General features: G+C 71.2%; 20 protein-coding genes. 11 read left to right on the top strand and 9 right to left on the bottom strand.

Annotated features, from left to right (window positions below):
- Positions 1-154: 154 nt before the first annotated feature.
- The 3 genes from BW982_RS03900 to BW982_RS03890 all read right to left on the bottom strand — a co-directional run bounded on the left by BW982_RS03900 (position 155) and on the right by BW982_RS03890 (position 3,588).
- Complete coding sequence (locus BW982_RS03900) at positions 155-1,510, bottom strand: APC family permease (RefSeq protein ID WP_076491837.1); 1,356 nt, start codon at positions 1,508-1,510, stop codon at positions 155-157.
- 216 nt (positions 1,511-1,726) lie between these two features.
- On the bottom strand, positions 1,727-3,121 hold the full coding sequence (locus BW982_RS03895; RefSeq protein ID WP_076490745.1) for an aspartate aminotransferase family protein: 1,395 nt from the start codon (positions 3,119-3,121) through the stop codon (positions 1,727-1,729).
- Entirely contained in the window at positions 3,118-3,588 is a 471-nt protein-coding gene (locus BW982_RS03890) for an Lrp/AsnC family transcriptional regulator (RefSeq protein ID WP_022878024.1), read from the bottom strand. The genes BW982_RS03895 and BW982_RS03890 overlap by 4 nt, the downstream gene beginning before the upstream one ends.
- A 168-nt stretch (positions 3,589-3,756) precedes the next feature.
- Between BW982_RS03890 and BW982_RS03885 the strand changes: the two genes are divergently transcribed.
- Positions 3,757-4,356 (top strand): HEAT repeat domain-containing protein, encoded by a 600-nt coding sequence (locus BW982_RS03885; protein WP_076490744.1) that lies wholly within the window; start codon positions 3,757-3,759, stop codon positions 4,354-4,356.
- Between the two features lie 4 nt (positions 4,357-4,360).
- On the opposite strand, the gene BW982_RS03880 is transcribed toward BW982_RS03885, so the two are convergent.
- From BW982_RS03880 to BW982_RS03870, 3 genes are read right to left on the bottom strand one after another with little or no spacing between them, the layout of a single operon-like run.
- Entirely contained in the window at positions 4,361-5,785 is a 1,425-nt protein-coding gene (locus BW982_RS03880; protein WP_076490743.1) for a gamma-aminobutyraldehyde dehydrogenase, read from the bottom strand.
- Entirely contained in the window at positions 5,782-7,143 is a 1,362-nt protein-coding gene (locus BW982_RS03875) for an aspartate aminotransferase family protein (protein ID WP_076490742.1), read from the bottom strand. The genes BW982_RS03880 and BW982_RS03875 overlap by 4 nt, the downstream gene beginning before the upstream one ends.
- Positions 7,144-7,169: 26 nt before the next feature.
- Positions 7,170-8,657, bottom strand: a complete 1,488-nt coding sequence (locus BW982_RS03870) for a CoA-acylating methylmalonate-semialdehyde dehydrogenase (RefSeq protein ID WP_076490741.1) — start codon at positions 8,655-8,657, stop codon at positions 7,170-7,172.
- A 100-nt stretch (positions 8,658-8,757) separates the two neighbouring features.
- Between BW982_RS03870 and BW982_RS03865 the strand changes: the two genes are divergently transcribed.
- The 3 genes from BW982_RS03865 to BW982_RS03855 all read left to right on the top strand — a co-directional run bounded on the left by BW982_RS03865 (position 8,758) and on the right by BW982_RS03855 (position 14,238).
- Positions 8,758-10,410 (top strand): PucR family transcriptional regulator, encoded by a 1,653-nt coding sequence (locus BW982_RS03865; protein ID WP_076490740.1) that lies wholly within the window; start codon positions 8,758-8,760, stop codon positions 10,408-10,410.
- Between the two features lie 50 nt (positions 10,411-10,460).
- Positions 10,461-12,107, top strand: coding sequence for a cellulase family glycosylhydrolase (locus BW982_RS03860; protein WP_076490739.1), 1,647 nt, complete (start codon positions 10,461-10,463; stop codon positions 12,105-12,107).
- 79 nt (positions 12,108-12,186) lie between these two features.
- Positions 12,187-14,238: an ArnT family glycosyltransferase gene (locus BW982_RS03855; protein ID WP_076490738.1), complete on the top strand. Its 2,052-nt coding sequence runs from the start codon at positions 12,187-12,189 to the stop codon at positions 14,236-14,238.
- 30 nt (positions 14,239-14,268) lie between these two features.
- Here BW982_RS03855 and BW982_RS03850 read toward each other — a convergent pair whose 3' ends face one another.
- Positions 14,269-15,066, bottom strand: coding sequence for an alpha/beta fold hydrolase (locus BW982_RS03850; protein WP_076490737.1), 798 nt, complete (start codon positions 15,064-15,066; stop codon positions 14,269-14,271).
- Positions 15,067-15,123: 57 nt separating this feature from the next.
- On the opposite strand from BW982_RS03850, the gene BW982_RS03845 reads away from it, so the two are divergent.
- From BW982_RS03845 to BW982_RS03825, 5 genes are all read left to right on the top strand, one after another.
- Positions 15,124-15,693: a mismatch-specific DNA-glycosylase gene (locus BW982_RS03845; RefSeq protein WP_076490736.1), complete on the top strand. Its 570-nt coding sequence runs from the start codon at positions 15,124-15,126 to the stop codon at positions 15,691-15,693.
- 77 nt (positions 15,694-15,770) lie between these two features.
- Positions 15,771-16,067: a DUF1905 domain-containing protein gene (locus BW982_RS03840; protein WP_076490735.1), complete on the top strand. Its 297-nt coding sequence runs from the start codon at positions 15,771-15,773 to the stop codon at positions 16,065-16,067.
- 7 nt (positions 16,068-16,074) lie between these two features.
- Complete coding sequence (locus tag BW982_RS03835; protein ID WP_076490734.1) at positions 16,075-16,527, top strand: prepilin peptidase; 453 nt, start codon at positions 16,075-16,077, stop codon at positions 16,525-16,527.
- A gap of 84 nt (positions 16,528-16,611) precedes the next feature.
- Positions 16,612-17,634: a YihY/virulence factor BrkB family protein gene (locus tag BW982_RS03830; protein ID WP_076490733.1), complete on the top strand. Its 1,023-nt coding sequence runs from the start codon at positions 16,612-16,614 to the stop codon at positions 17,632-17,634.
- Positions 17,635-17,662: 28 nt separating this feature from the next.
- Positions 17,663-18,370, top strand: a complete 708-nt coding sequence (locus tag BW982_RS03825) for an NAD(P)H-hydrate epimerase (RefSeq protein ID WP_076490732.1) — start codon at positions 17,663-17,665, stop codon at positions 18,368-18,370.
- A 13-nt stretch (positions 18,371-18,383) separates the two neighbouring features.
- Here BW982_RS03825 and BW982_RS03820 read toward each other — a convergent pair whose 3' ends face one another.
- Positions 18,384-19,139 carry a glutamine amidotransferase gene (locus BW982_RS03820; RefSeq protein ID WP_076490731.1) on the bottom strand — a complete coding sequence of 252 codons (756 nt, stop codon included), beginning with the start codon at positions 19,137-19,139 and terminating at the stop codon, positions 18,384-18,386.
- A gap of 68 nt (positions 19,140-19,207) precedes the next feature.
- Here BW982_RS03820 and BW982_RS03815 point away from each other — a divergent pair, with 68 nt between their 5' ends.
- A complete protein-coding gene (locus tag BW982_RS03815; RefSeq protein ID WP_076490730.1) occupies positions 19,208-19,435 on the top strand; it encodes a response regulator in 228 nt (75 codons plus the stop codon).
- Positions 19,432-20,073: a CYTH domain-containing protein gene (locus BW982_RS03810; RefSeq protein ID WP_175611021.1), complete on the top strand. Its 642-nt coding sequence runs from the start codon at positions 19,432-19,434 to the stop codon at positions 20,071-20,073. The genes BW982_RS03815 and BW982_RS03810 overlap by 4 nt, the downstream gene beginning before the upstream one ends.
- Positions 20,074-20,132: 59 nt before the next feature.
- Here the strand turns inward: BW982_RS03810 and lpdA are convergent, their stop codons facing one another.
- Positions 20,133-21,530: a dihydrolipoyl dehydrogenase gene (gene lpdA, locus BW982_RS03805; protein ID WP_076490729.1), complete on the bottom strand. Its 1,398-nt coding sequence runs from the start codon at positions 21,528-21,530 to the stop codon at positions 20,133-20,135.
- Between the last annotated feature and the right edge of the window lie 5 nt (positions 21,531-21,535).

Below are 21,535 nucleotides of genomic sequence, written 5' to 3'. Positions count from 1 at the left end.
CGCCGGGCGAACGCGCGGCGAACGGGCTGACACTCCGGAGTTTCGCACGCCCCACCCCGCAGCACAGGTTCCCTCCGGGACACGCGAAGGCCGCGGCATCCCTCCCGAGAGAGTCGGATGCCGCGGCCTCGGCCGAGCGGTCAGAACAGGGCGGTCAGATCTCCGAACGCGGACCGGGGACGGTCTTGTTCACCCCGGTGACCGGCTGGTTCTCATCGAACGACGCGATCGGCCGCTTGAACCCGCGCGTGAGGACGATGAGGTAGACGACGCCGATGCTGGTCCAGATGAGCCCGCCGATGAGCGCGTGCATGTCGAGGTTCACCCACAGCAGGCCCGTGAGGAGCATGCCGATCCCGGGCATCACGATGTAGCGGAAGATGTCGCCCGGCGTCTTGCGCAGGCCCTTGCGGATCGCGAACCACGCGATCACCGAGATGTTCACGAAGGTGAACGCGATGAGCGCGCCGTAGTTGATGTACGCCGCGATCTGCTCGAGGGTGAACGCGATCGCGAGCAGGCTCACGACACCCACGATGATGATGGAGATCGTCGGGGTGTGCGTCTTCGGGTTGATGAAGCCGAAGATCCGGCGGGGGAGGACGTTGTTGCGTCCCATCACCATGAGCATGCGCGAGACCGAGGCGTGCGAGGCGAGCCACGACGCGAGCGTCGCGGCGAATCCGGCTGCCGTGAGCACGGCCTGCAGCACCGGACCGCCGACCTGGACGCCGATCTCGGGCAGCGTGCTGTTCTCGATCGCCTCCGGCGGGAACGCGGTGGAGTCGGGGAACCGCAGCTGGGTGAAGTAGGCGGCGATCAGGAAGATGGCACCGCCCGCGACGAGGGTCAGCAGGATCGCGCGCGGCATGATCTTGGGCGTCTTGGCCTCTTCCGAGTACATCGACACCGCGTCGAAGCCGATGAACGAGAAGCAGACGATGGTGGCACCGGCCAGCACCGCGCCGAATTGCACCTCGCTGTGGACGAAGGGGGCGAGCGACACCGCGGTGCCCGCTCCCGCGCCACCGACCAGCTGCACGACGACCATCACGACGAACACGGCCATGACGAGGATCGAGAACACCAGCAGGATCATGTTGACGTTCGAGGTGCCCCGCATCGTCAGGTAGATCACGCCCGTGACGCCGACGGTGAAGACGATGACCCAGACGGCCCCCGGGATGTCGGGGAAGAGCGCCTCCATGTAGCTGCGGATGATGAGGGCGTTGACCATCGGCAGCAGCATGTAGTCGATCAAGGCGGTCCACCCGACGACGAAGCCGACACCGGGGTGGATGGATTCGCGGGCGTAGGTGTAGGCCGAGCCGGCGCTGGGGATGACGCGGACCATCTTGCCGTAGCTGATGGCGGTGAAGACCAGGACGACGAGGGCCACCGCGTACGCGGCGGGGACGACGTTGTTGGTCCCGTCGGCGACGAGGCCGAAGGTGTCGAAAACGACGGTCGGGGTCATGTAGCCGAGACCCAGACCGACGATCGACCACAGGCCGAGGGTGCGGGCGAGCTTGGCTCCCGAGCTGGACGAGGGCGCCTGCGCGGCGCCGATCTTCTCGTTCGTGGCTTCTCCTAAAGGGGCGGGTCGGGATCGGGCGGATCCGACCGAGTGGATGATGTCGGGTGGGGCTTCGGGTGCAGTGCTCCGGTTGGGAGCGGGGGACGAAGAAGCGGATGCCACCGGGGTGGGGTGACATCCGCTTCCGCGTCAGAGGCGGGTCCAGGCCTCGGTGAGCGTCGAGCGCAGGATCTGCTCGATCTCGTCGAACTCGGACGGGCCGATCGTGAGCGGCGGAGCGAGCTGGATGACGGGGTCGCCCCGGTCGTCCGCGCGGCAGTACAGGCCGGCGTCGTACAGCGCCTTCGACAGGAAGCCGCGCAGCAGACGCTCGGACTCGTCGTCGTCGAAGGTCTCCTTCGTGACCTTGTCCTTGACGAGTTCGATGCCGAAGAAGTAGCCGTCGCCGCGCACGTCGCCGACGATGGGCAGGTCGAGCAGCTTCTCGAGCGTCGAGCGGAAGACGGGCGAGTTCGTGCGGACGTTCTGCAGCAGCCCCTCCTCCTCGAACACGTCCAGGTTCTCCATCGCCACGGCCGACGAGACGGGGTGCCCGCCGAAGGTGTAGCCGTGCGGGAAGGACGCGTCGCCGTGGGCGAAGGGCTCGTACACGCGGTCGCTCACGATCGTTCCGCCCAGCGGCGAGTAGCCGCTGGTGACGGCCTTGGCGAACGTGATCATGTCGGGCTGGTAGTCGTACGCCTCCGCGCCGAAGTAGTACCCGAGGCGTCCGAACGCGCAGATGACCTCGTCGCTGACCAGCAGCACGTCGTACTTGTCGCAGATCTCGCGCACCCGCTGGAAGTATCCGGCCGGGGCGGGGAAGCAGCCGCCGGCGTTCTGCACCGGCTCGAGGAACACCGCGGCGACGGTCTCGGGCCCTTCGAACTGGATCATCTGCTCGATGCGGTCGGCTGCCCACAGCCCGAACTCCTCGGGTGTCCCGCCGCCGAAACCGGATTCCTCGGCGCGGTAGTAGTTCGTGTTGGGGACGCGGAAGCCGCCCGGGGTGACCGGCTCGAACATGTGCTTCATCACCGGCAGACCCGTGATGGCGAGGGCGCCCTGCGTGGTGCCGTGGTAGGCGATCGCGCGCGAGATGACCTTGTGCTTGGTGGGCTTCCCCTGCGTCTTCCAGTACTGCTTGGCGAGCTTGAACGCGGTCTCGACGGCCTCACCGCCTCCGGTCGAGAAGAAGACGTGGTTCAGGTCGCCGGGGGCGAGGTGGGCGATGCGGTCGGCGAGTTCGATCGCGGCCGGGTGGGCGTAGGACCACAGCGGGAAGAACGCCAGCTCTTCGGCCTGCTTCGCGGCGGCCTGGGCGATCCGGCGGCGGCCGTGGCCGGCGTTGACCACGAACAGGCCGGCTAGGCCGTCGATGTAGCGCTTGCCCGCGGCGTCGAAGATGTGGTGGCCCTCGCCCTTGACGATGATGGGGACGCCGGATCCCTCGGTCATCACGGACTGGCGGGCGAAATGCATCCAGAGGTGGTCGCGGGCCTTCGCCTGGAGGTCGGACTGCAGGTCGATTTCGTGAAGCGTCATCGCGTTCCCCAGTTGTAGAGCTGTCGGTGGAGTTTCAGATACACGAACGTCTCGGTCGCCACCACGTCGGGCAGCGACCGGATCCGATCGTTGAGCAGGTCGATGAGGTCGTCGTCGCTCTCGCAGACGACCTCGACGAGGAGGTCGAAGGACCCCGCCGTGGAGACGACGTAGATGACCCCCGGGAGCTCGGCCATCTCGGCCGCGATCACCCGGGTGTCTCCCGACACGCGGACCCCGATCATCGCCTGGCGGGCGAAACCGAGTTGGAGCGGGTCGGTGACGGCGACGATCTGCAGGACACCGGCGTCCTGCAGTTTCTGCACGCGCTGCCGCGTCGCGGTCTCGCTGAGGCCGACGGCCTTGCCGATCTCGGCGTACGAGCGGCGGCCGTCCTCCTGCAGCTGCTCGACGATGGCCTTCGACACGCTGTCGAGGACCGGGCGTCGCTCCGCTGAGATGCTCATGATGGGGCGACGGTATCAGCGCAAACACACATTGCTCAATGGTGAAATCGAGACTTATTCCGCCGTAACAACGCGGAAACCGTCGTTTCGGGGGTGGTTGGCGCCGGAGCGGAGCCTGCCGTCCCGGCGCGTGACAAGCTGGGCGGGGCGACGAACGGGAGGGCCGCGATGGCCGACGGCGAGATCACGGCGGGTCTGCGGGCCGCTCTGGAGCGAGAGGACGCCTCGCTCCGCCTGCGCGCGGCGATGGACGCCGGCACGCGCCCGAACGATGTCTTCATCGACGTCCTGGTGGCGCGCTGCGCCGTCGAGCCCGACTTCTTCGTCCGCGACATGCTCACCTGGGCGCTCACCCGGCATGACTCTGCGCTCGTCGTCGCCGCGATCCTGCCCGAACTCGGTTCACCCTTCCCGCAGGCCCGGAGTCAGGGCCTGCACACGCTGTCGAAGATCGGCGACCCGGCCACGTGGTCGGCGATCACCCCCGCCCTCCTGCACGACGAGGAGACCCCCGTGGCGCGGGCGGCGTGGCGGGCGGCGGCGGGACTCGCGCCGGACGCCGAGCGGGCGGATCTCGCCTCTGCGCTCGCGGTGCACCTCGGCCGAGGCGACGGCGAGACGCAGCGCAGCCTCGCCCGCGCGTACGTCATCATCGGCGAGGCTGCGCGTCCCGTGATCGAGCGGGCGTCCTCCGACGACGACGAGGCCGTCCGCGCGCACGCGCGCGGGATCCGCGCGCTGCTGGACGACCTCGCCGCCGAGGAGTGATCCCTCAGGCCAGGCTCGACATCACGTGCTTGAGGCGCGTGTAGTCCTCGAAGCCGTACACCGAGAGATCCTTGCCGTAGCCGGAGTGCTTGAACCCGCCGTGCGGCATGTCCGAGACGAACGGGATGTGGGCGTTGATCCACACGCACCCGAAGTCGAGATCGCGGCTGAAGCGCAGCGCGCGGCCGTGCTCGCGGGTCCATACGGAGGCGGCGAGCGCGTACGGCACGCCGTTCGCCATCTCGAGGGCTTCGGCGTCCTCGTCGAACGCCTGCACCGCGAGCACCGGCCCGAAGACCTCCTGCTGCACCAGTTCGTCGTCCTGGTGAAGGCCGGTGACGATCGTGGGCGCGAAGAAGCTGCCGGTGTCGCCGACGCGGTGTCCACCGGTCGCCACGCGCGCGTGCGCGGGCAGGCGGTCGACGAAACCCTGCACGCGGGCGAGCTGGTCGGGGTTGTTCACCGGACCGAAGAAGGCCTCGGGGTCGTCCGGAGCCCCGACCTTCACGCTCTCCCGGACGTACGCAACGAGACGCTGGACGAACGCGTCGTGCAGCGAGGCGTGCACGAGCACGCGGGTCGCCGCCGTGCAGTCCTGCCCGGCGTTGAAGAACGCCGCCTGCGCGATCCCGGCGGTCGCGGCATCCAGGTCGGCGTCGGGGAAGACGATCGCCGGCGCCTTGCCGCCGAGTTCGAGGTGCACGCGTTTGACCTGCCGCGCCGCCGACTCGGCGACCTGCATGCCCGCGCGGACCGAGCCGGTGATCGCGACGAGCTGCGGGGTCGGATGCTCGACGAGGGCGCGCCCGGTCTCACGGTCGCCGAGGACGACGTTGAGGACGCCGGGCGGGAGGATCCCGGCGGCGAGCTCGGCGAGGCGCACGGTGGTCTGGGGCGTCGTCTCGCTCGGCTTCAGCACGACGGTGTTCCCGGCAGCGATCGCCGGAGCGATCTTCCAGATCGCCATGTTCAGCGGGTAGTTCCACGGCGTCACCTGGGCGACGACGCCGATCGGCTCGCGCCGCACGTAGGAGGTGAACCCCTCGGCGTACTCGGCGGCGGCGCGCCCGTCGAGATCGCGCGCGGCGCCGGCGAAGAACCGCAGCTGGTCGACCGACTGGTCGATCTCGTCCGCGACCAGCGTCGCACGAGGCTTCCCGGTGTCCTCCGACTCCAGGTCGGCGAACTCCTCGGCGTGGTCGGCGAGCGCGTCGGCGAGCCGGAACAGCGCGAGTTGCCGCTGCGCCGGGGTGGTCAGCCGCCACGACGCGAAGGCCCGCGAGGCGGCGGCGAAGGCGGCATCCACCTCCTCCTCCGTCGAGCACGGCGCCTGACCGTACACCTCACCGGTCACGGGGCTGACCAGGTCGAGGAGGCGCCCGGTCGACGGCGTCGAGACGCCGTCGACCACGTTGGACAGTGTCTTCACGACGCGGCCGCCTCGTCGGCGACGGACAGGGCCTCGTCGATGATGTCGAGGCCGCGGACGAGTTCGTCCTCGGAGATCACCAGCGGCGGGGCGACGTGCACGCGGTTGAAGTGCGTGAACGGCCAGAGGCCCGCCTTCTTGCACGCGGCGGCGAACGCGGCCATGGGGGCGGCGTCGGCTCCGGCGGCGTTGAACGGTACGAGCGGTTCGCGCGTCTCGCGGTCGCGCACCAGCTCGATCGCCCAGAACAGTCCGCGTCCGCGCACCTCGCCGATCGACGGGTGCTTCTCGGCCATCTCGCGGAGCCGCGGGCCCACGACGCGCTCGCCGAGGTCGCGGACGCGCTCGAGGATCCCGTCGCGACGGAACACCTCGAACGTCGCGATGCCGGGCGCGCACGCGAGCGGGTGGCCCGAGTATGTCAGGCCACCGGGGAAGGTCACCGTGTCGAAGTGGGCGGCGATGGCATCCGAGATCACCACTCCGCCCAGCGGCACGTAACCGGAGTTCACGCCCTTCGCGAAGGTGATGAGGTCGGGCACCACGTCGAACGCGTCGACCGCGAACCACTCGCCGATGCGGCCGAACCCGACCATGACCTCGTCGGCGATGTAGACGATCCCGTACTTGTCGCACAGGGCCCGGACGCCGGGGAGGTACCCGGGCGGCGGCACGAGCACGCCGTTCGTGCCGACGACCGTCTCGAGGATGATCGCGCCGATCGTCGACGCGCCCTCGAGGATGATCGTCTGCTCGAGGTGCTCGAGCGCGCGGGCGGTCTCTTCCTCTTCGGATGCGGAGTGGAACGCCGACCGGTAGGCGTAGGGGCCGAAGAAGTGCACGACCGAGGCGTCGGCCGGCTCGTTGGCCCAGCGGCGCGGGTCGCCGGTGAGGGTGATCGCCGTCGAGGTGTTGCCGTGGTAGCTGCGGTACATGGCGAGCACCTTGCGCTTGCCCGTGACCAGGCGCGCCATGCGGACCGCGTTCTCGTTGGCATCCGCTCCACCGTTGGTGAAGAACACCTTGGAGAAGCCCTCGGGGGCCACCTCGGAGATGAGGCGAGCGAGTTCGCCGCGCGTGCCGTTGGCCATGGCGGGCTGGATCGTGGCCAGCTCGCCCGCCTGCCGCTGGATGGCCTCGACGAGGTCGGGGTGCTGATGACCGAGGTTGAGGTTCACCAGTTGCGACGAGAAGTCCAGGTAGCTGTTCCCGGCGTGGTCCCAGAACGTCGCGCCGTCACCACCGGCGACGGGCAGCGGATCGATGAGCGCCTGCGCGCTCCAGGAGTGGAAGACGTGCGCGCGGTCGTCGGCGCGGACCTGCGCGTCCGCGGCGAGGTCGGGGGAGGTGAGGGTCATGATCGTTCCTTTCCGGATGCCGCGGGTCAGTGGTTGCTCGGGAAGCCGAGGCTGATCTGGCTCTCGCTGGGGTCGGGCCAGCGGGTCGTGACGACCTTGCTGCGCGTGTAGAAGTGGATCGACTCGGGGCCGTAGATGTGCGAGTCGCCGAAGAGCGAGTTGCGCCAGCCGCCGAACGAGAACGCCCCGACGGGGACCGGGATCGGCACGTTGACGCCGACCATGCCGACCTCGATGTCGAACTCGAACTGGCGGGCGGTGCCGCCGTCGCGCGTGAAGACCGCGGTGCCGTTGGCGAACGGGCTGGAGTTGATCAGCTCCACGGCCTCGTCGTAGGTCTTCACCCGCACGACCGAGAGCACCGGTCCGAAGATCTCGTCGTCGTACACCTTCATGCCGGGGGCCACGCGATCCACGAGCGAGACACCGATGAAGAAGCCGTCGCCCTCGAACTGCTGGGTGGTGCCGTCGACGACGACCTCGGCTCCCTCGGCCGCTGCGCCCGTGACGTAGGAGGCGACCTTGTCGCGGTGCTCGCGCGTGATGAGCGGACCCATCTCGCTCGCGGCATCCGTGCCGGCGCCGATCTTCAGGCCCTGGATGCGGGATGCCACCTTCTCGACGAGCGCGTCGGCGACGTCGTCGCCCACGGCGACGAGCACCGACACGGCCATGCAGCGCTCGCCGGCAGAGCCGTAGGCCGCCGAGACGGCGGCGTCGGCCGCGGAGTCGAGATCGGCGTCGGGCATGACGACCATGTGGTTCTTGGCTCCGCCGAGGGCCTGGACGCGCTTGCCGTTCTCGGCGGCGCGCGAGTAGATGGACTTCGCGATCGGCGTCGAGCCGACGAAGCTCACCGCGCGGACGTCGGGGGAGTCCAGCAGCGCGTCGACGGCGACCTTGTCGCCGTGCACGACGTTGAGGACGCCGGCCGGCAGCCCCGCCTCCTCGAACAGCTTCGCGAGGAACAGGGATGCCGACGGGTCCTTCTCGCTGGGCTTGAGCACGACCGTGTTGCCGCAGGCGATGGCCGACGCCGTCATCCACAGCGGCACCATGACCGGGAAGTTGAAGGGGGTGATCGCGGCGACCACGCCGACGGGCTGCTTCACCGAGTGCACGTCGACGCCGCGGCTGACCTGCTCGGCGTGCTCGCCCTTGAGGAGGTGCACGAGGCCGGCGGCGAACTCGACGTTCTCGATGCCGCGGCTGATCTCGCCCTTGGCATCCGAGAGCACCTTGCCGTGCTCGGCGGTGATGATCGCGGCGAGCTCGTCGGTGCGCTCGACGAGGAGGTGGCGGAGCCGGAAGAAGACGTCGGCGCGCTTGATCAGGCTCGTCGCCCGCCAGGCGGGGAGCGCGGCCTTCGCGACGGCGATCGCCTCGTCGACCTCGGCGGTGGACGCGAAGGCGACCTGGGCCTGGACGCGTCCGGTGGCCGGGTCGAACACGTCGCCCGTGCGCTCCGCGGCGCCGCGGGCTTCGCCGTTGATGTGGTGGTGGATGACGGTCATGCGGATCCTCCTCGAGGTCTTCGGTCGTCCGGACAGATCGACCGGGAGCGCCGTAGGGTGTTCACTGCCGATTCTGCGGCACGATGAAGGGGACACGCCCATGGCTGATCGTCGCGAAGACGAGCGCTCCCGGACAGATCGTCCGGATGCCGCGGACGTGCCCGGCGATCGGGGTCTTCCCACCCTCGCCGAAGTGCTCGACTCGCCCGCGCTCGCCGCGGGTGCACCCGATGTCCTCGTCGGGGGAGCCGCGCTCTCGTCACCCGTGCGGTGGGTCCACGTCTCCGACAGCCCGGGCGTCGCCCGGTTGCTGGAGGGCGGTGAGCTGCTGCTGACGACCGCGTCGGCGTGGCCCGCGGAGCCGGCGGATCTGCGGACGCTCGTGCGGGACTTCGTGCGGGCGGGTCTAGTCGGGATCGTCATCGAGCTCGGCGTGCACTACCGCTACGTCCCGACCGTCGTCGTCGAGGCGGCGGGGGACGCGGGGCTTCCGTTGATCGCCCTGCACCGCGAGATCAAGTTCGTCAGCGTCACCGAGGAGGTGCACCGGCGGATCATCGACGATCAGACCGCGGCACTGCGGGCGCGCGACGACGTCCGGACGCTGTTCACCTCGCTCGCCCTCCGGGGGGCGCCCGCGGACTACGTCGTCGAACGCCTCGCCCACACGCTTCGCGCTCCGGTCGTCCTCGAATCGCTCGCGCACGAGGTGATCGTGGCGGAACTCGCCGACGCCGACCCCGCGGTGCTCGACGACTGGCAGGAGCGGTCGCGCCGGTTCGGCGACGGCGACGACGGGCGTTCCCTCGTCCCGGTGGAGGCGCGCGGCATCCGTTGGGCGACGCTCGTCGCGCTCGCCGGCCCCGGGCACCCCGCCGGGCGTCGGGCCGTGCTCGAACAGGGGGCGACGGCGCTCGCCCTCGGCCGCCTCGCCGACCCCGACGGAGAGGACTGGGCGCGTCTCGGCCGCCGCCGCCTGATGGACGCGCTGCTGGGCGGGCGCTACGGCTCGGCCGACGAGGTGATGGCGCTGCTCGGTGCGGCGCGCATCGACCTGCGCGGGGCGGCGCTGTTCGGGCTCGCGGTCGAGGACGCCGCCGCCGCCGACGTCGAGGCGGCGGCGATCGAGCTCGGGGGGCGCGCCCTCTGCGCGACCCCGCGGGGGGCGGGAGAGCGCGCAGACGGATGGATGCCGGTGCTCCTGGCCGTCCCCTCCTCGACGACCTTCGCGGGGGCGGCCGCCGAGCGCTTCCGTGCGCGCCTGCGCCACGACGGGAGCGATCCCCGCCTCACCGTCGGGCCACGCGTGGACGGGGAGGCGGGCGCGGCGGCCGTGCCCCGCCTGCTGGACTCGCTCGAGCAGTCCCTCGACCTCGCCGACGTGGGGGACGTGCCCGAGGGCTCGGTGCAGTGGGTCGTCCGGCATCCGCTCCTCCGGTTCGTGTCATCGCTGCGGGGCGACCACCGCCTCCTCGAGCACAGCGAAGACCTGCTCGCCCCCGTCCTCGCCGCGCCGCCCGCCCGTCGACGCGACCTGCTCGCCGCGCTGGCCGCGATCACCGCACACCCGGGCAACCGCACGGCGGCGGCCGCGGCCGCGCACGTGTCGCGGTCGGTGTTCTACCAACGGCTCGACCTCGCCGAGCGCGTCCTCGGTGTCGACCTGGACGACGGCGAGGTCCTGGCCGCCCTCCACCTCGCGCTGGTGGTCCACCGCGCGCATCGTTCGCCGGACGCCTCCCCGCGGCGCTGACGTGGGCCGACCCGCCCGCTACGATGACCGCAACGGGCAGGGGAGTGGGCATGAGGGAACGGTGGTCACGCCTGCGTCGTGCGCGGATGCGGGTCGCCGCCGTCGTGGCCGTCGCGGGGCTCCTGCTCGCCGGGGCCGTCACGGCTCCGCCCGCATCGGCGGCCGTGCCGGGGTGGCTGTCCACCAGCGGCTCGACGATCGTGACCTCGACCGGCGCGCCGTACACGATCAAGGCGGTCGCCTGGTTCGGCATGGAGACCTCGAACTGCGCACCGCACGGGCTGTGGTCGATCTCGCTGGACGAGGGGCTGACGAGCATCGCGGCGATGGGGTTCACCACCCTCCGCCTCCCGTTCTCCAACGAGTGCCTCGCGGCACCGCAGTCCACCTCGATCAACGCGGCGGCGAATCCGGGGCTCGCCGGTCTCACGCCGCTGCGGCTCCTGGACACCGTGATCGCCCGCGCCAAGGCCCACGGCCTGTCCGTGATCCTCGATCGTCACCGCCCGGATTCGGGCGCGCAGAGCCAGCTCTGGTACACATCGCAGTACTCGGAGAAACGGTGGATCGACGACTGGACGATGCTCGCCGGGCGCTACAAGGACGACCCCACCGTCATCGGTGTCGACCTGCACAACGAACCCCACGGCCCCGCGTGCTGGAACTGCGGCGATCCCGCCCGCGACTGGCGCGCCGCCGCGACGCGGGCTGGCAACGCAGTGCTCGCCGTGAACCCGCGGCTGCTCATCATCGTGGAGGGAGTGGAGCAGCAGAACGACGGCACCAGCACCTGGTGGGGCGGTGGACTGAAAGACGTCCGGTCCGCGCCCGTCACGCTCTCGGTCAAGAACCGCGTCGTCTACTCTCCCCACGACTACCCGGTGTCGGTGTACGCGCAGAAGTGGTTCTCCGATCCTCGGTACCCCGCGAACCTGGCGGCGCTGTGGGATGCCAACTGGGGGTATCTCGCGAAGGAGAACATCGCCCCGGTTCTCCTCGGCGAATTCGGCACGAAGCTCGAGACCGCGAGCGACCGGGCGTGGCTGGCGGCGCTCGTCGACTACATCGCGCAGCGGAAGATCAGTTACGCCTACTGGTCGTTCAACCCCAACAGCGGCGACACGGGCGGCCTGGTCGCCGACGACTGGCGCACCCTCCAGACCGCGAAGCTGACCGCACTGAAGCCGATCCTGACCCCGGTGCCGCAGCCGACCCCGCCCGCCACGCCGAAGCCCACGGCGACGCCGAAGCCCACGGTCACGCCGAAGCCCACCGCGACGCCGAAGGCCACGGCGACCGCGACGCCGAAGCCGACCGCCACCGCGACGCCGAAGCCCACGGCGACGCCGAAGCCGACCGCCACCGCGACGCCCACACCGAAGCCCCCCGCGGGTTCCGCCCCCGCCGTCGTCGCGACCTGGATCCCGCAGAGCGCGTGGGGCGAGGGCTACGTCAGCGAACTGACGGTGACCGCAACGACCGCCGTGGCCGGCTGGACCGTGTCGTGGGAGTCTCCCGGCGCCACGGCGGTGACCAACGCGTGGGGGATGACCTGCGCCCTGCGCTCCTCGACCGTCACGTGTCGGGGTGAGGGATGGGCGGGTCCGCTCGCGTCGGGGCAGACGGTGCGGGTGGGGCTGCAGATGGCCGCGACCGCGGCTCCGGCCGCTCCGCGACTGAGCGTCTCCGCGAAATGATCGCCGGCGGACGGCATCCATACCCCACCCATAGGTCTCCCACGGTGACCGTTAGTGATGGGCTGCCTACGATGCCGCGGTGACCGCCACCCTCAGCATCCCGCGCCCCACGCTCGCCCGGCCCGCCGCGATGTCGCGACGCCGCCGGCACGTGTGGCCGTGGGGGCTCGCCGCGATCGGTCTGCTCGCGCTCGTCCTGACCGGGTGGCAGGTCTGGGACGGCGCGCCGTCCGAGTACTACGCCTCGATCGCGCTGTCGATGAGCCAGTCGTGGTCGAACTTCTTCTTCGGGGCGATGGACCCCTCCGGCACCGTGACGCTCGACAAGATCCCGGGTTCGTTCTGGGTGCCGGCGCTCTTCGTCCGGGTCTTCGGCTACTCGACGTGGGCGGTGATCCTCCCCAACGCCCTCGCCGCCGTCGGCGCGGCGCTGATCACCGCCGTCGCGGCGCTGCGTCTGGCCGGGGTGCGCGCGGGACTGCTCGCGGGGGCGATCGTGGCGGTCACCCCGATCTTCGTGGCGGTCTCCCGGTCGAACCAGCCCGAGTCGTTCTTCGTCCTGGGCCTGGCGATCACCGCGTGGGCGGCCGTTCGCGCGCTCCAGCAGCGCAGTCTCTTCTGGCTGGTGGTGGCCGGGGCGGCGATCGGTCTGTCTTTCCAGTTCTACATGCTGGAGGCCTGGGCGGTCTGGCCGGCCCTGGCCGCGGCCTACCTGGCCACCGCGCAGCCTTGGGCGCGCCGGATCGGGCACCTTGTCGTCGCGGGGGCCGTCAGCGCGGTCGCGTCGCTGTGGTGGGTGGCGATCGTGGCGATGATCCCGGCGAGCGCTCGGCCGTACATCGGCAGCACGCTCGGCAACGACCCGTGGGAGATGGTGTTCGGGTACAACGGGCTCGGGCGCTTCGGTGCCACCAGCGACAGTTCCGCGTACGAGTCGTTCACCCCGCCGTTCTCGGGCGATCCCGGCGTGTTCCGCCTGTTCAACGCGCAGCTGGCGGGGCAGATCGCCTGGCTCATCCCCGCGGCGATCGTGGCGATCGTGGTGCTGTGGCTGCTGCGCTTCCCCCGTCCGCTCGCGCTGCTGCTCACGGTGTGGCTGGGAACGTTCGGTGCCATGTTCTCCGTCGTCGCCGGGATGCACCAGTTCTACACGTCCGCCCTGGCCGTCCCCCTCGCCCTGGCGGTGGCCACGGCGCTCGCGTGGAGCGCCCGCGCCGGCAGAGCCTGGCCGACGGTGACGATCCTGGCGACGGCAGCGGTCACCGCGGTCGGCATCGGGATCTCGGTCGGCGGCTACAGCATCCCGGTCGCGATCGCGCAGGCCGTCGTCGCGGGCATCGCCATCGCGCTGCTGCTCTCGCGCCATCGGGCGCGCCTGGTGACGACCGCCGCGATGGTCGTGGGGCTGTTGCTCACCCCCGCGGTGTGGTCGGCCGTGACCATCGCGCACCCCAACTCGATCAACCCGGTCGCCGGAGGGGTGTCGGAGATGGCATCCGGCTTCGGCGGCCGCGGCGCCACCGCCCCGGGCGGCGCGCAGGCGGGAGGCTCCGCCGGCGCACCCAACGGGGCACCCGGGGCCGGCGGCTCGGGCGGATTCGCGGCGCCGAACGGCGGCACGGGAATGCAGGGCGCGACCCGGGACGGTCGAGGCGCACGGTTCGGCTCCGGCGCCGCGGCCGGTCAGGGCTCGACCGGCCGGACCGGCGGCGTCGGTGGTGCGAGCGGCTTCGGCGGCGGCGACCAGACCGCCCTGCTGTCGTGGCTCGAACAGAACCGTGGCGGGGCGACCTATCTCGCGGCCACGTTCGGGGCGCAGAGCGCCGCGGGGCTCATCGTCGCCTCGGACGGCGAAGCGGTGCTCCCGATCGGCGGGTTCAACGGAACGGATGCCGCGCCCACCCTGGAGCGGTTCGTCTCGCTGGTCGAGAGCGGTCAGCTGCGCTACGTCGTCGCCGGGCAGGACCGTATGGGCGGTCCGGGTGGGGCCTCGGTCGGCGCCGGAGACACCTCGACCGGAACCGTGTCAGCGCAGATCCGCTCGTGGGTGGAGCAGAACTGCACGGCGGCGACCGATGCGCCCAGCACCGTGTACGTGTGCGGCGCAGGGGAGAGCGGCTCCGGCACGTGACCCGGTGCGGCCTCGGGCGGCCGCTGCCGCTCAGAGATCGCGCGAGAGGAACGCCACCCCGGCCTCGCGGAACGCGCGGGCGCCGGGGGCGTTCACGTGGTGGCGCCCCGGGATGTCCACGAACTCGCCCTTCGGAAGAAGCCCGGCCAGACGGGCCGACTGGTCGTGGATCGGATCCTCCGTGCCGGTGGCGATGAGCACCGGCTGCCGCGGAGGCGACGCGGGGTCCGGATCGGTCTGCCCGAGGCGCATGCCCTCGGCGATGGCGACGAGCGCGCGCAGGTCGTTGCCGGGGACGCGCTCGGCGAGCGACATGTAGCGCTGGGTGGTGGCATCCGTGACCGGTTCGCCGTGGTCGAGGAACGCCCGGGCCTGATCGACCTGCAGCCGGGCCAGGGGCCGACCGTCCGGGATGCCGCCGAGCACCGCCCGTTCGACGTGCTCGGGGGCATCGACCGCGAGCTGCCAGCCCACTCGGCCGCCCAGCGAGTAGCCGAGGTAGCGGACCTGATCGACGAGGTAGGTGTCGAGGACGGCGACGAGGTCGGAGACGAGGGCGCTCATGCGATAGGCGTCCGCGTCGTGCGGCTTCTCGCTCAGGCCGTGGCCGCGTTGATCGACGGCGAGCACGCGGAACCCGGCCCGGAGCAGGTCGCGCACCCAACCGGTGTTGACCCAGTTGTCGCGCGTGGACGACCCGAAACCGTGCACGCACAGCACCGGCGGCGCCTCGGGATCGCCCCACGAGTACGTCGCGAGGCTGATGTTGTCGCCCACGATCACGAACTGCGCAGGGGGGACTTCGGTCAGCGCGGGCACGGCATCCATTCCGCCGATCCTGGCACAGCGACGCCTCCCTCGTGCGGATGTGGTCATAGTGGTCGCATGGGGTATTCACGCGCCGAGCTGGAGTCGTTCCGGGATGCCACGATCCCCGACCTCATCGGACCGGGGCTGCGCCTGCTGTTCGTGGGGATCAACCCGGGCCTGTGGACGGCCGCGACCGGGACACCGTTCGCTCGCCCCGGCAACCGGTTCTGGCCCGCTCTGGTCGAGGCGGGGATCCTGCCGCGCCTTCCCGCCTACACCGGCCCGCTGGATGCCGCCGATCGCGCCATGATCTTCGCGGCCGGCGTCGGAGTGAGCAACATGGTGGCTCGAGCGACGGCCCGGGCGGACGAGTTGAGTCGTGAGGAGCTCCGCGCGGGCGCCGCGGCGCTGGAGGCCCGCGTGGCGGCGCTGTCGCCGCGCGCGGTCGCGGTCGTCGGGCTCACCGCCTACCGACAGGGCTTCGGCCGTGCGAAGGCGGTCGCGGGTCGGCAGGACGAGCGCATCGGGGGAGTGCCCGCCTGGGTGCTGCCGAACCCCAGCGGTCTCAACGCGCACGACACCGTCTCGTCGTTGGCCCGGGCGTATGCGGTGCCCGCGCGCGCGGCGGGGATCCTTTCCGCGTGACGGCTCCTCCCCAGGGGACGACGCCCGGGACGTGTCGGGGCCGGCGAGTAGGGTGACCGCGGCGGAAGGAGACGCACATGATCGTGGAGTTCGAGGGAGAGGTCTTCCGGTGGGCGGCTCGCCTCGACAGCGACTGGTACTTCGTCGCGCTGCCGCTCGATCTCAGCGAGGCCGTCCGCGAGACGCAGACCTACCGGCGCGGGTTCGGCGGCGTTCGCGTCGAGGCCTCGATCGGCACCTCCACGTGGAGGACTTCGGTGTTCCCCCAGTCGGACGGCGCGTACGTCCTGCCTCTCAAACGCGCGGTCCGCGACCGCGAGGGCATCGAGCCCGACGCCGTGGTCCTCGCCCGCCTCGTCGTCCTCGACGCCTGAGCACCCCATGCTCGGGGTCGCGCTGACCGCGTTCGCGGTGGGGAGCGGGATCCTCGCCGTCGTCGACGGACGACACCATCGGCTCCCGCACGCCCTCGTCCTGCCGGGCCTCGCCGTGGCCCTCGTGCTGCTCACCTCCGCCGCGCTCGCCGCCGACGAATCGTCGCGCCTCCTCGGGGTGTGGGGTGGGGCGGCATCCGCGTTCCTCGTGTGCCTCGCGCTGCACCGGGCGCGACCGGCGGCCTTCGGCGGGGGAGACGTCACCCTCGCCGCGCTCGCGGGGGCGCACCTCGGATGGTTCGGGCCGGATGCCGTGCTCTCGGGCCTCCTCGCCGGGTTCGTGTGCGGCGGCGCCGCGGCCGCCGGGATCCTGCTCTCCGGTGCCCGGCGCGCCGCATTCGCGTTCGGGCCCCCGCTGCTGCTCGGGACCTGGTGGGTGCTGCTCGCCGAGCTGCGGTGAGGTGCGGGGGCGCCGCGATCCGCGCGTTCCGGTGCCCGGTCAACCCCGGCGGGACAGATCGCGCCGGCCGCATAGCCTGGGGGGATGGCTGACCTCATCCGTCGCGTCACCGCGTGGGCGCTGCAGCGGCGACTCGTGCGCGCATACCTCGTCTACTCGGGGAGGCGCGGACCCATGCTCGCTGACAGCGTGACCTACCGGACGCTGTTCAGCGTGTTCGCGGGCGTCCTCATCGGGTTCTCGTTCGCGGCCCTGTGGCTCGCGGGCAACCCGGACGGTCTCGCCGCGCTCGTGCGCGCGGTCGACGGCGTCATCCCGGGTCTGGTCGGACCCGACGGTCTCATCGACGTCGCCGAGATCAAGGCGCCGGCCGGTTTCACGGTCGCGGGCGTCCTGGGATCCGTCGGTCTGCTCGGCGCCGCGATCGGCGCGGTCGGCTCGCTGCGCGCGGCGCTGCGTCAGATCGCCGACGTCACCAGCGAAGACACCTTCATCGTCTGGGTCCTCCTGCGCAACCTCGCGCTCGCGATCGGCATCGGCGTCGCCCTCGCCGCGGCCGCGGGTGTCACCTTCTTCGCCACCGCGGGTCTGACGCTCATCCGCGAGTGGCTGGGGATCTCCGCGGACTCGTGGGTCACCGGCATGCTGACGTGGCTGATCTCGACGCTCGTCGTGCTCGCTCTCGACACGGCCGTCGTGGCCGCGGCCTTCGCGATGCTGTCCGGCCTCCGGGTGCGCCGGGCGACGGTGCTGAAGGGGGCGCTCCTCGGCGGCATCGGACTGGTCGTCCTGCAGCAGCTGTCGGGTCTGTTCGTGCGCGGAGCGGGCGGCAATCCGCTCCTCGCCACGTTCGCCGCGCTCATCGCCCTGCTGCTGTGGCTGAACCTCTCCAGCCAGGTGATCCTCATCGCCGGCGCCTACATCACGGTCGGACACGAGGAGGACGAGGACCGCGTGCGCGCGCGTCACGGGGCGTCGACGCTGATCCAGTTCCGCGTGCAGCGGGCCGAGAAGGCGGTGCAAGCCGCCGTCGGAGAACTGGATGCCGCCCGCGAGGCCGAGGCGAAGGAACGCGAGGCTATCGCGAAGAGTATCGCTCGCGGCTGACTCGCGTGGACGCGTCTAGGGTGGCCACATGACCGAGCGCACCGTCGCGTACACCGCCGATGCGATCCGCGCGGCCGAGGCTCCGCTCCTGGCCGCCGGGCGGCCGCTCATGCGGGAGGCCGCGCGGGCGCTGGCCGAGGTCGTCGCCGACGAACTCGCGCGGACGCCCGGCCCGGTGCTCGTCCTGGCCGGGTCGGGCGACAACGGCGGCGACGCCCTCTATGCCGCCGCCGACATCGCCCGCGTGGGCACCCGGGTGGACGTCGTGCTCACCCGCGATCGCGTCCACCGCGACGCGCTGGACGCGGCGGTCGCGGCGGGGGCCGGGCTGCGGGACGCGTCCGACATCTGCGGCGCCCACTTCGACCACGTCCTCGTCGTCGACGGCATCCTGGGCATCGGTGCCTCCTCGGACTCGCGGTTGCGGGGGACCGCCCGTGCTGTCGTCGAGGCGCTCCTTCCCGTGGTCGTCGAGGAGCGGATGCGGGTGGTGGCCGTGGACGTCCCCTCCGGCCTGCACCCCGACTCCGGCGAAGCGGATGCCGCGGTCCTCCCCGCCACGACCACCGTCACCTTCGGCGCGGTCAAGGCGGGCCTCCTGCGCGGGCACGGCCCGAGGCTCTCGGGCCGCCTCGTGCTGGTCGACCTCGGACTCGAACCGCAGCTGCGGCGCGTGCATCCCGCGGTCACCGCGGCGGTACCGGTCGTGCGCCGCGCGCCGGCGCCGTGGGCGTGACGCCCCGCGTCGCTCAGCGGGCGTACCGCTCCACGAACGCGCGCAGGATGCCTCCCGTGGCCGTCACAGGTGCCCGTCGGACGGCCGCGAGCGTGAGATCGAGCTCGTCCGCCGCGAAGTACCCGTACGACGCGTAGGCGTGGATACGCGTGACGATGCCGTCGAGGTCGAGTTCGGGGTGGAACTGCGTGGCGTAGACGTTGTCTCCGACGCGGAACATCTGCACCGGGCACGTGGGGGAGGACGCCAGAAGGGTCGCCGTCGCCGGCAGGAGCGAGATGGCCTCCTTGTGTCCGACGAACGCGGGGAACCCGTCGGGGAGGTCGGCCAGCAGCGGATCGCGGCGACCGGCATCCGTCAGCGACACCTCCACGACGCTGATGGGTTCAGCGAAGGTGCCGTCGATCGGTGCCCCCAGGTGCGTCCCGAGGGTGCCCACGCCGTAGCAGGCGCCGAGGAACGGCGCATCCCGCGCGACGACGCGGTCGACGAGCTCCGCCATCTCGACCTCCACCCGCCGCTGGACCGCGGACTTCCTCGCCCACGGGTCGGACGCGTTGAACGGGCTCCCACCCACCAGGATGCCGGAGACCTCGTCCAGGTCGATGTCCGGCATCGGGTCGCGCTCGAGCCGGACCCTCCGCAGGCGCTCCGGCGGAAGTCCCGTGAACCGCAGGAAGAGGGCGTACTCCTCGTCAGCGGGGAGGTCCTGTGCGCGGGTCGCGAGGAGCACGAACGGCTTGTCGCCGGGGAGGTCCGTGCTCGTCACCCGAGCGAGTCTAGGGGAGGGGTGTCAAGGCGCGGGTCGTCCGAAGAGAGCCGGTCTACGCTGGGGCCATGGCTATCGCACGACTGACCGGAGGCCCGCTCGACGGGCAGGTGATCCCGCTCGAGAACGAGTCCGACGACTCCCTGATCCTTCCCTACAGCGAAGGACAGCTCGTCTACCGCCGCGACGGCGGCCTCGAGAACACGGGCGACTCCGACGGCCCCACCCAGGCCGTTTTCGCCTACGTCGAGGAGACCGAGGACATCAACCCGAACGTCGACGGACGCGACGATTGATCACGCCCGCGCCGGGCTCGTCGTCGGTCGAGGTCGAGTCGAAGTACGACGTCGACACCGATACGGCCCTGCCGGACTGGTCGGCGCTGCCGGGGGTCGTCCGGGTCGGTGACGCCGAGCCCCGCGACCTCGACGCACGGTACGTCGACACCTCCGAGGCCGACCTCGCACGCAACGGCGTCGCGGTCCGCCGTCGTCAGGGCGGCCCCGACGAGGGCTGGCACGTCAAGGCCCCGGCCGAGGGCGGTCGCTCCGAGACGCAGTGGCCGCTCGGCGACCTCGGTGATCCCGACGCCGATCCGGTCGTCCCCGACGTCGTCCAGGATGCCGTGGCGGCCTGGGCCCACGGCCCGTTCCTGCCGCTCGCGCGCGTGCGCAACCACCGCACGGCGTACGCGCTGCTCGACGCGGACGGCGGGCTGGTCGCGGAGTTCGTCGACGACCGCGTCCGTGCCCGCGATGAGCGGCGGGGCGTGGAGTCCGAGTGGCGCGAGTGGGAGGTGGAGCTCGGCCCCGCCGGTCCCGCCGACGCCGACGGGCGCGCCGCTCTGTTCGCGGCCGTCGACGCGGCGGTGTTCGCCGCGGGCGGTCGGCCCGCGGCATCCGGATCCAAGCTCGCCCGCGCGCTCGGGCACTGACCTCTCTTCACGCAGAAAGCCCGCCCGGACATCCGGGCGGGCTTTCTCGGTTCTGCTGATCAGAGGTTGATCATGTGGCCGACGAGACCGTGGAACGCCTCCTGCAGACCCTCCGACAGCGTCGGGTGGGTGTGCACGTTGCGGGCCGCCTCGAGGGCGGTGAGGTCCCACTTCTGCGCGAGGGTGAGCTCGGGAAGCAGCTCCGACACGTCGGGGCCGATGAGGTGGCCGCCGATGAGTTCGAGGGTGTCGGCGTCGGCGACGAGTTTGACGAAGCCGACGGGTTCGCCGAGGCCGTTGGCTTTGCCGTTGGCGCTGAAGGGGAACTTCGCGACTTTGATGTCGTGGCCGGCGTCGCGGGCCTGCTGCTCGGTGAGGCCGAAGGAGGCGACCTGGGGGTTGCAGAAGGTGGCGCGGGGCATGTTGCGGTAGTCGCCGAGGGTCTGGGTCTCGGCGTTTCCGATGGTTTCGGCGGCGACGACGCCCTGGGCTTCGGCGACGTGGGCGAGCTGGAGTTTCGCGGTGACGTCGCCGATGGCGTAGATGTGGGGGACGTTGGTGCGCATGTGGTCGTCGATGTCGATCGCACCGCGCTCGGTGAGCTTCACACCGGTGTTCTCGAGTCCGAACCCGTCGACCTTGGGGGCGAAACCGATCGACATGAGCACGCGGTCGGCGTCGATCGAGCCGGCCTGGCCGTCCTTGCCGGTGTAGGCGACGGTGACCTTGTTGCCGTGGTCGGTGACGGTGTCGACCTTGGTGGAGGTGAGGATGTCGACGCCGTAGCCCTTGTACTGCTTCTGGATCTCTTTGGAGACCTCGGCGTCTTCGTTGGGGAGGGCGCGGTCGAGGAACTCGATGATCGTGACCTTCACGCCGTAGTTGGTCATGACGTACGCGAACTCCATGCCGATCGCGCCGGCACCGACGATGACGATCGAGGAGGGGAGTTCACGGGTGAGGATCTGCTCCTCGTAGGTCACGACGTTCTCCGACAGGGTCACGCCGGGGAGGAGGCGGACGGTGGAGCCGGTGGCGATGATGACGTTGTCGAAGGTGACCTGTTCGGTGGACCCGTCGGCCTTCGTCACGGTCAGGGAGTGGTCGTCGGTGAAGTGTCCGCGGCCTTCGTACTCGGTGACCTTGTTCTTCTTCATCAGGTAGTGGATGCCCTTGACGTGCCCGGCCGCCACGCTGCGGGAGCGGTCGAAGGCCTTGCCGAAGTCGAAGGTGACGTCGCCGGAGATGCCGAACAGGTCGGCCTTGGCGTGGAAGGTGTGCGCGAGGTCGGCGTTGCGCAGCAGCGCCTTGGAGGGGATGCAGCCCACGTTCAGGCACACACCGCCCCAGTACTTCTCTTCGATGACCGCGACCGACAGCCCCAGCTGCGCGCCGCGCACGGCTGCGACGTACCCGCCGGGACCCGCACCAAGAATGACCAGATCGTAATGAGGCATGGTCT

Source organism: Microbacterium sp. RURRCA19A, assembly GCF_900156455.1.
Taxonomy (GTDB): Bacteria; Actinomycetota; Actinomycetes; order Actinomycetales; family Microbacteriaceae; genus Microbacterium.
The sequence above is the reverse complement of the archived record's forward strand: the minus strand, read 5'-3'. Positions and strand labels throughout refer to the sequence as shown.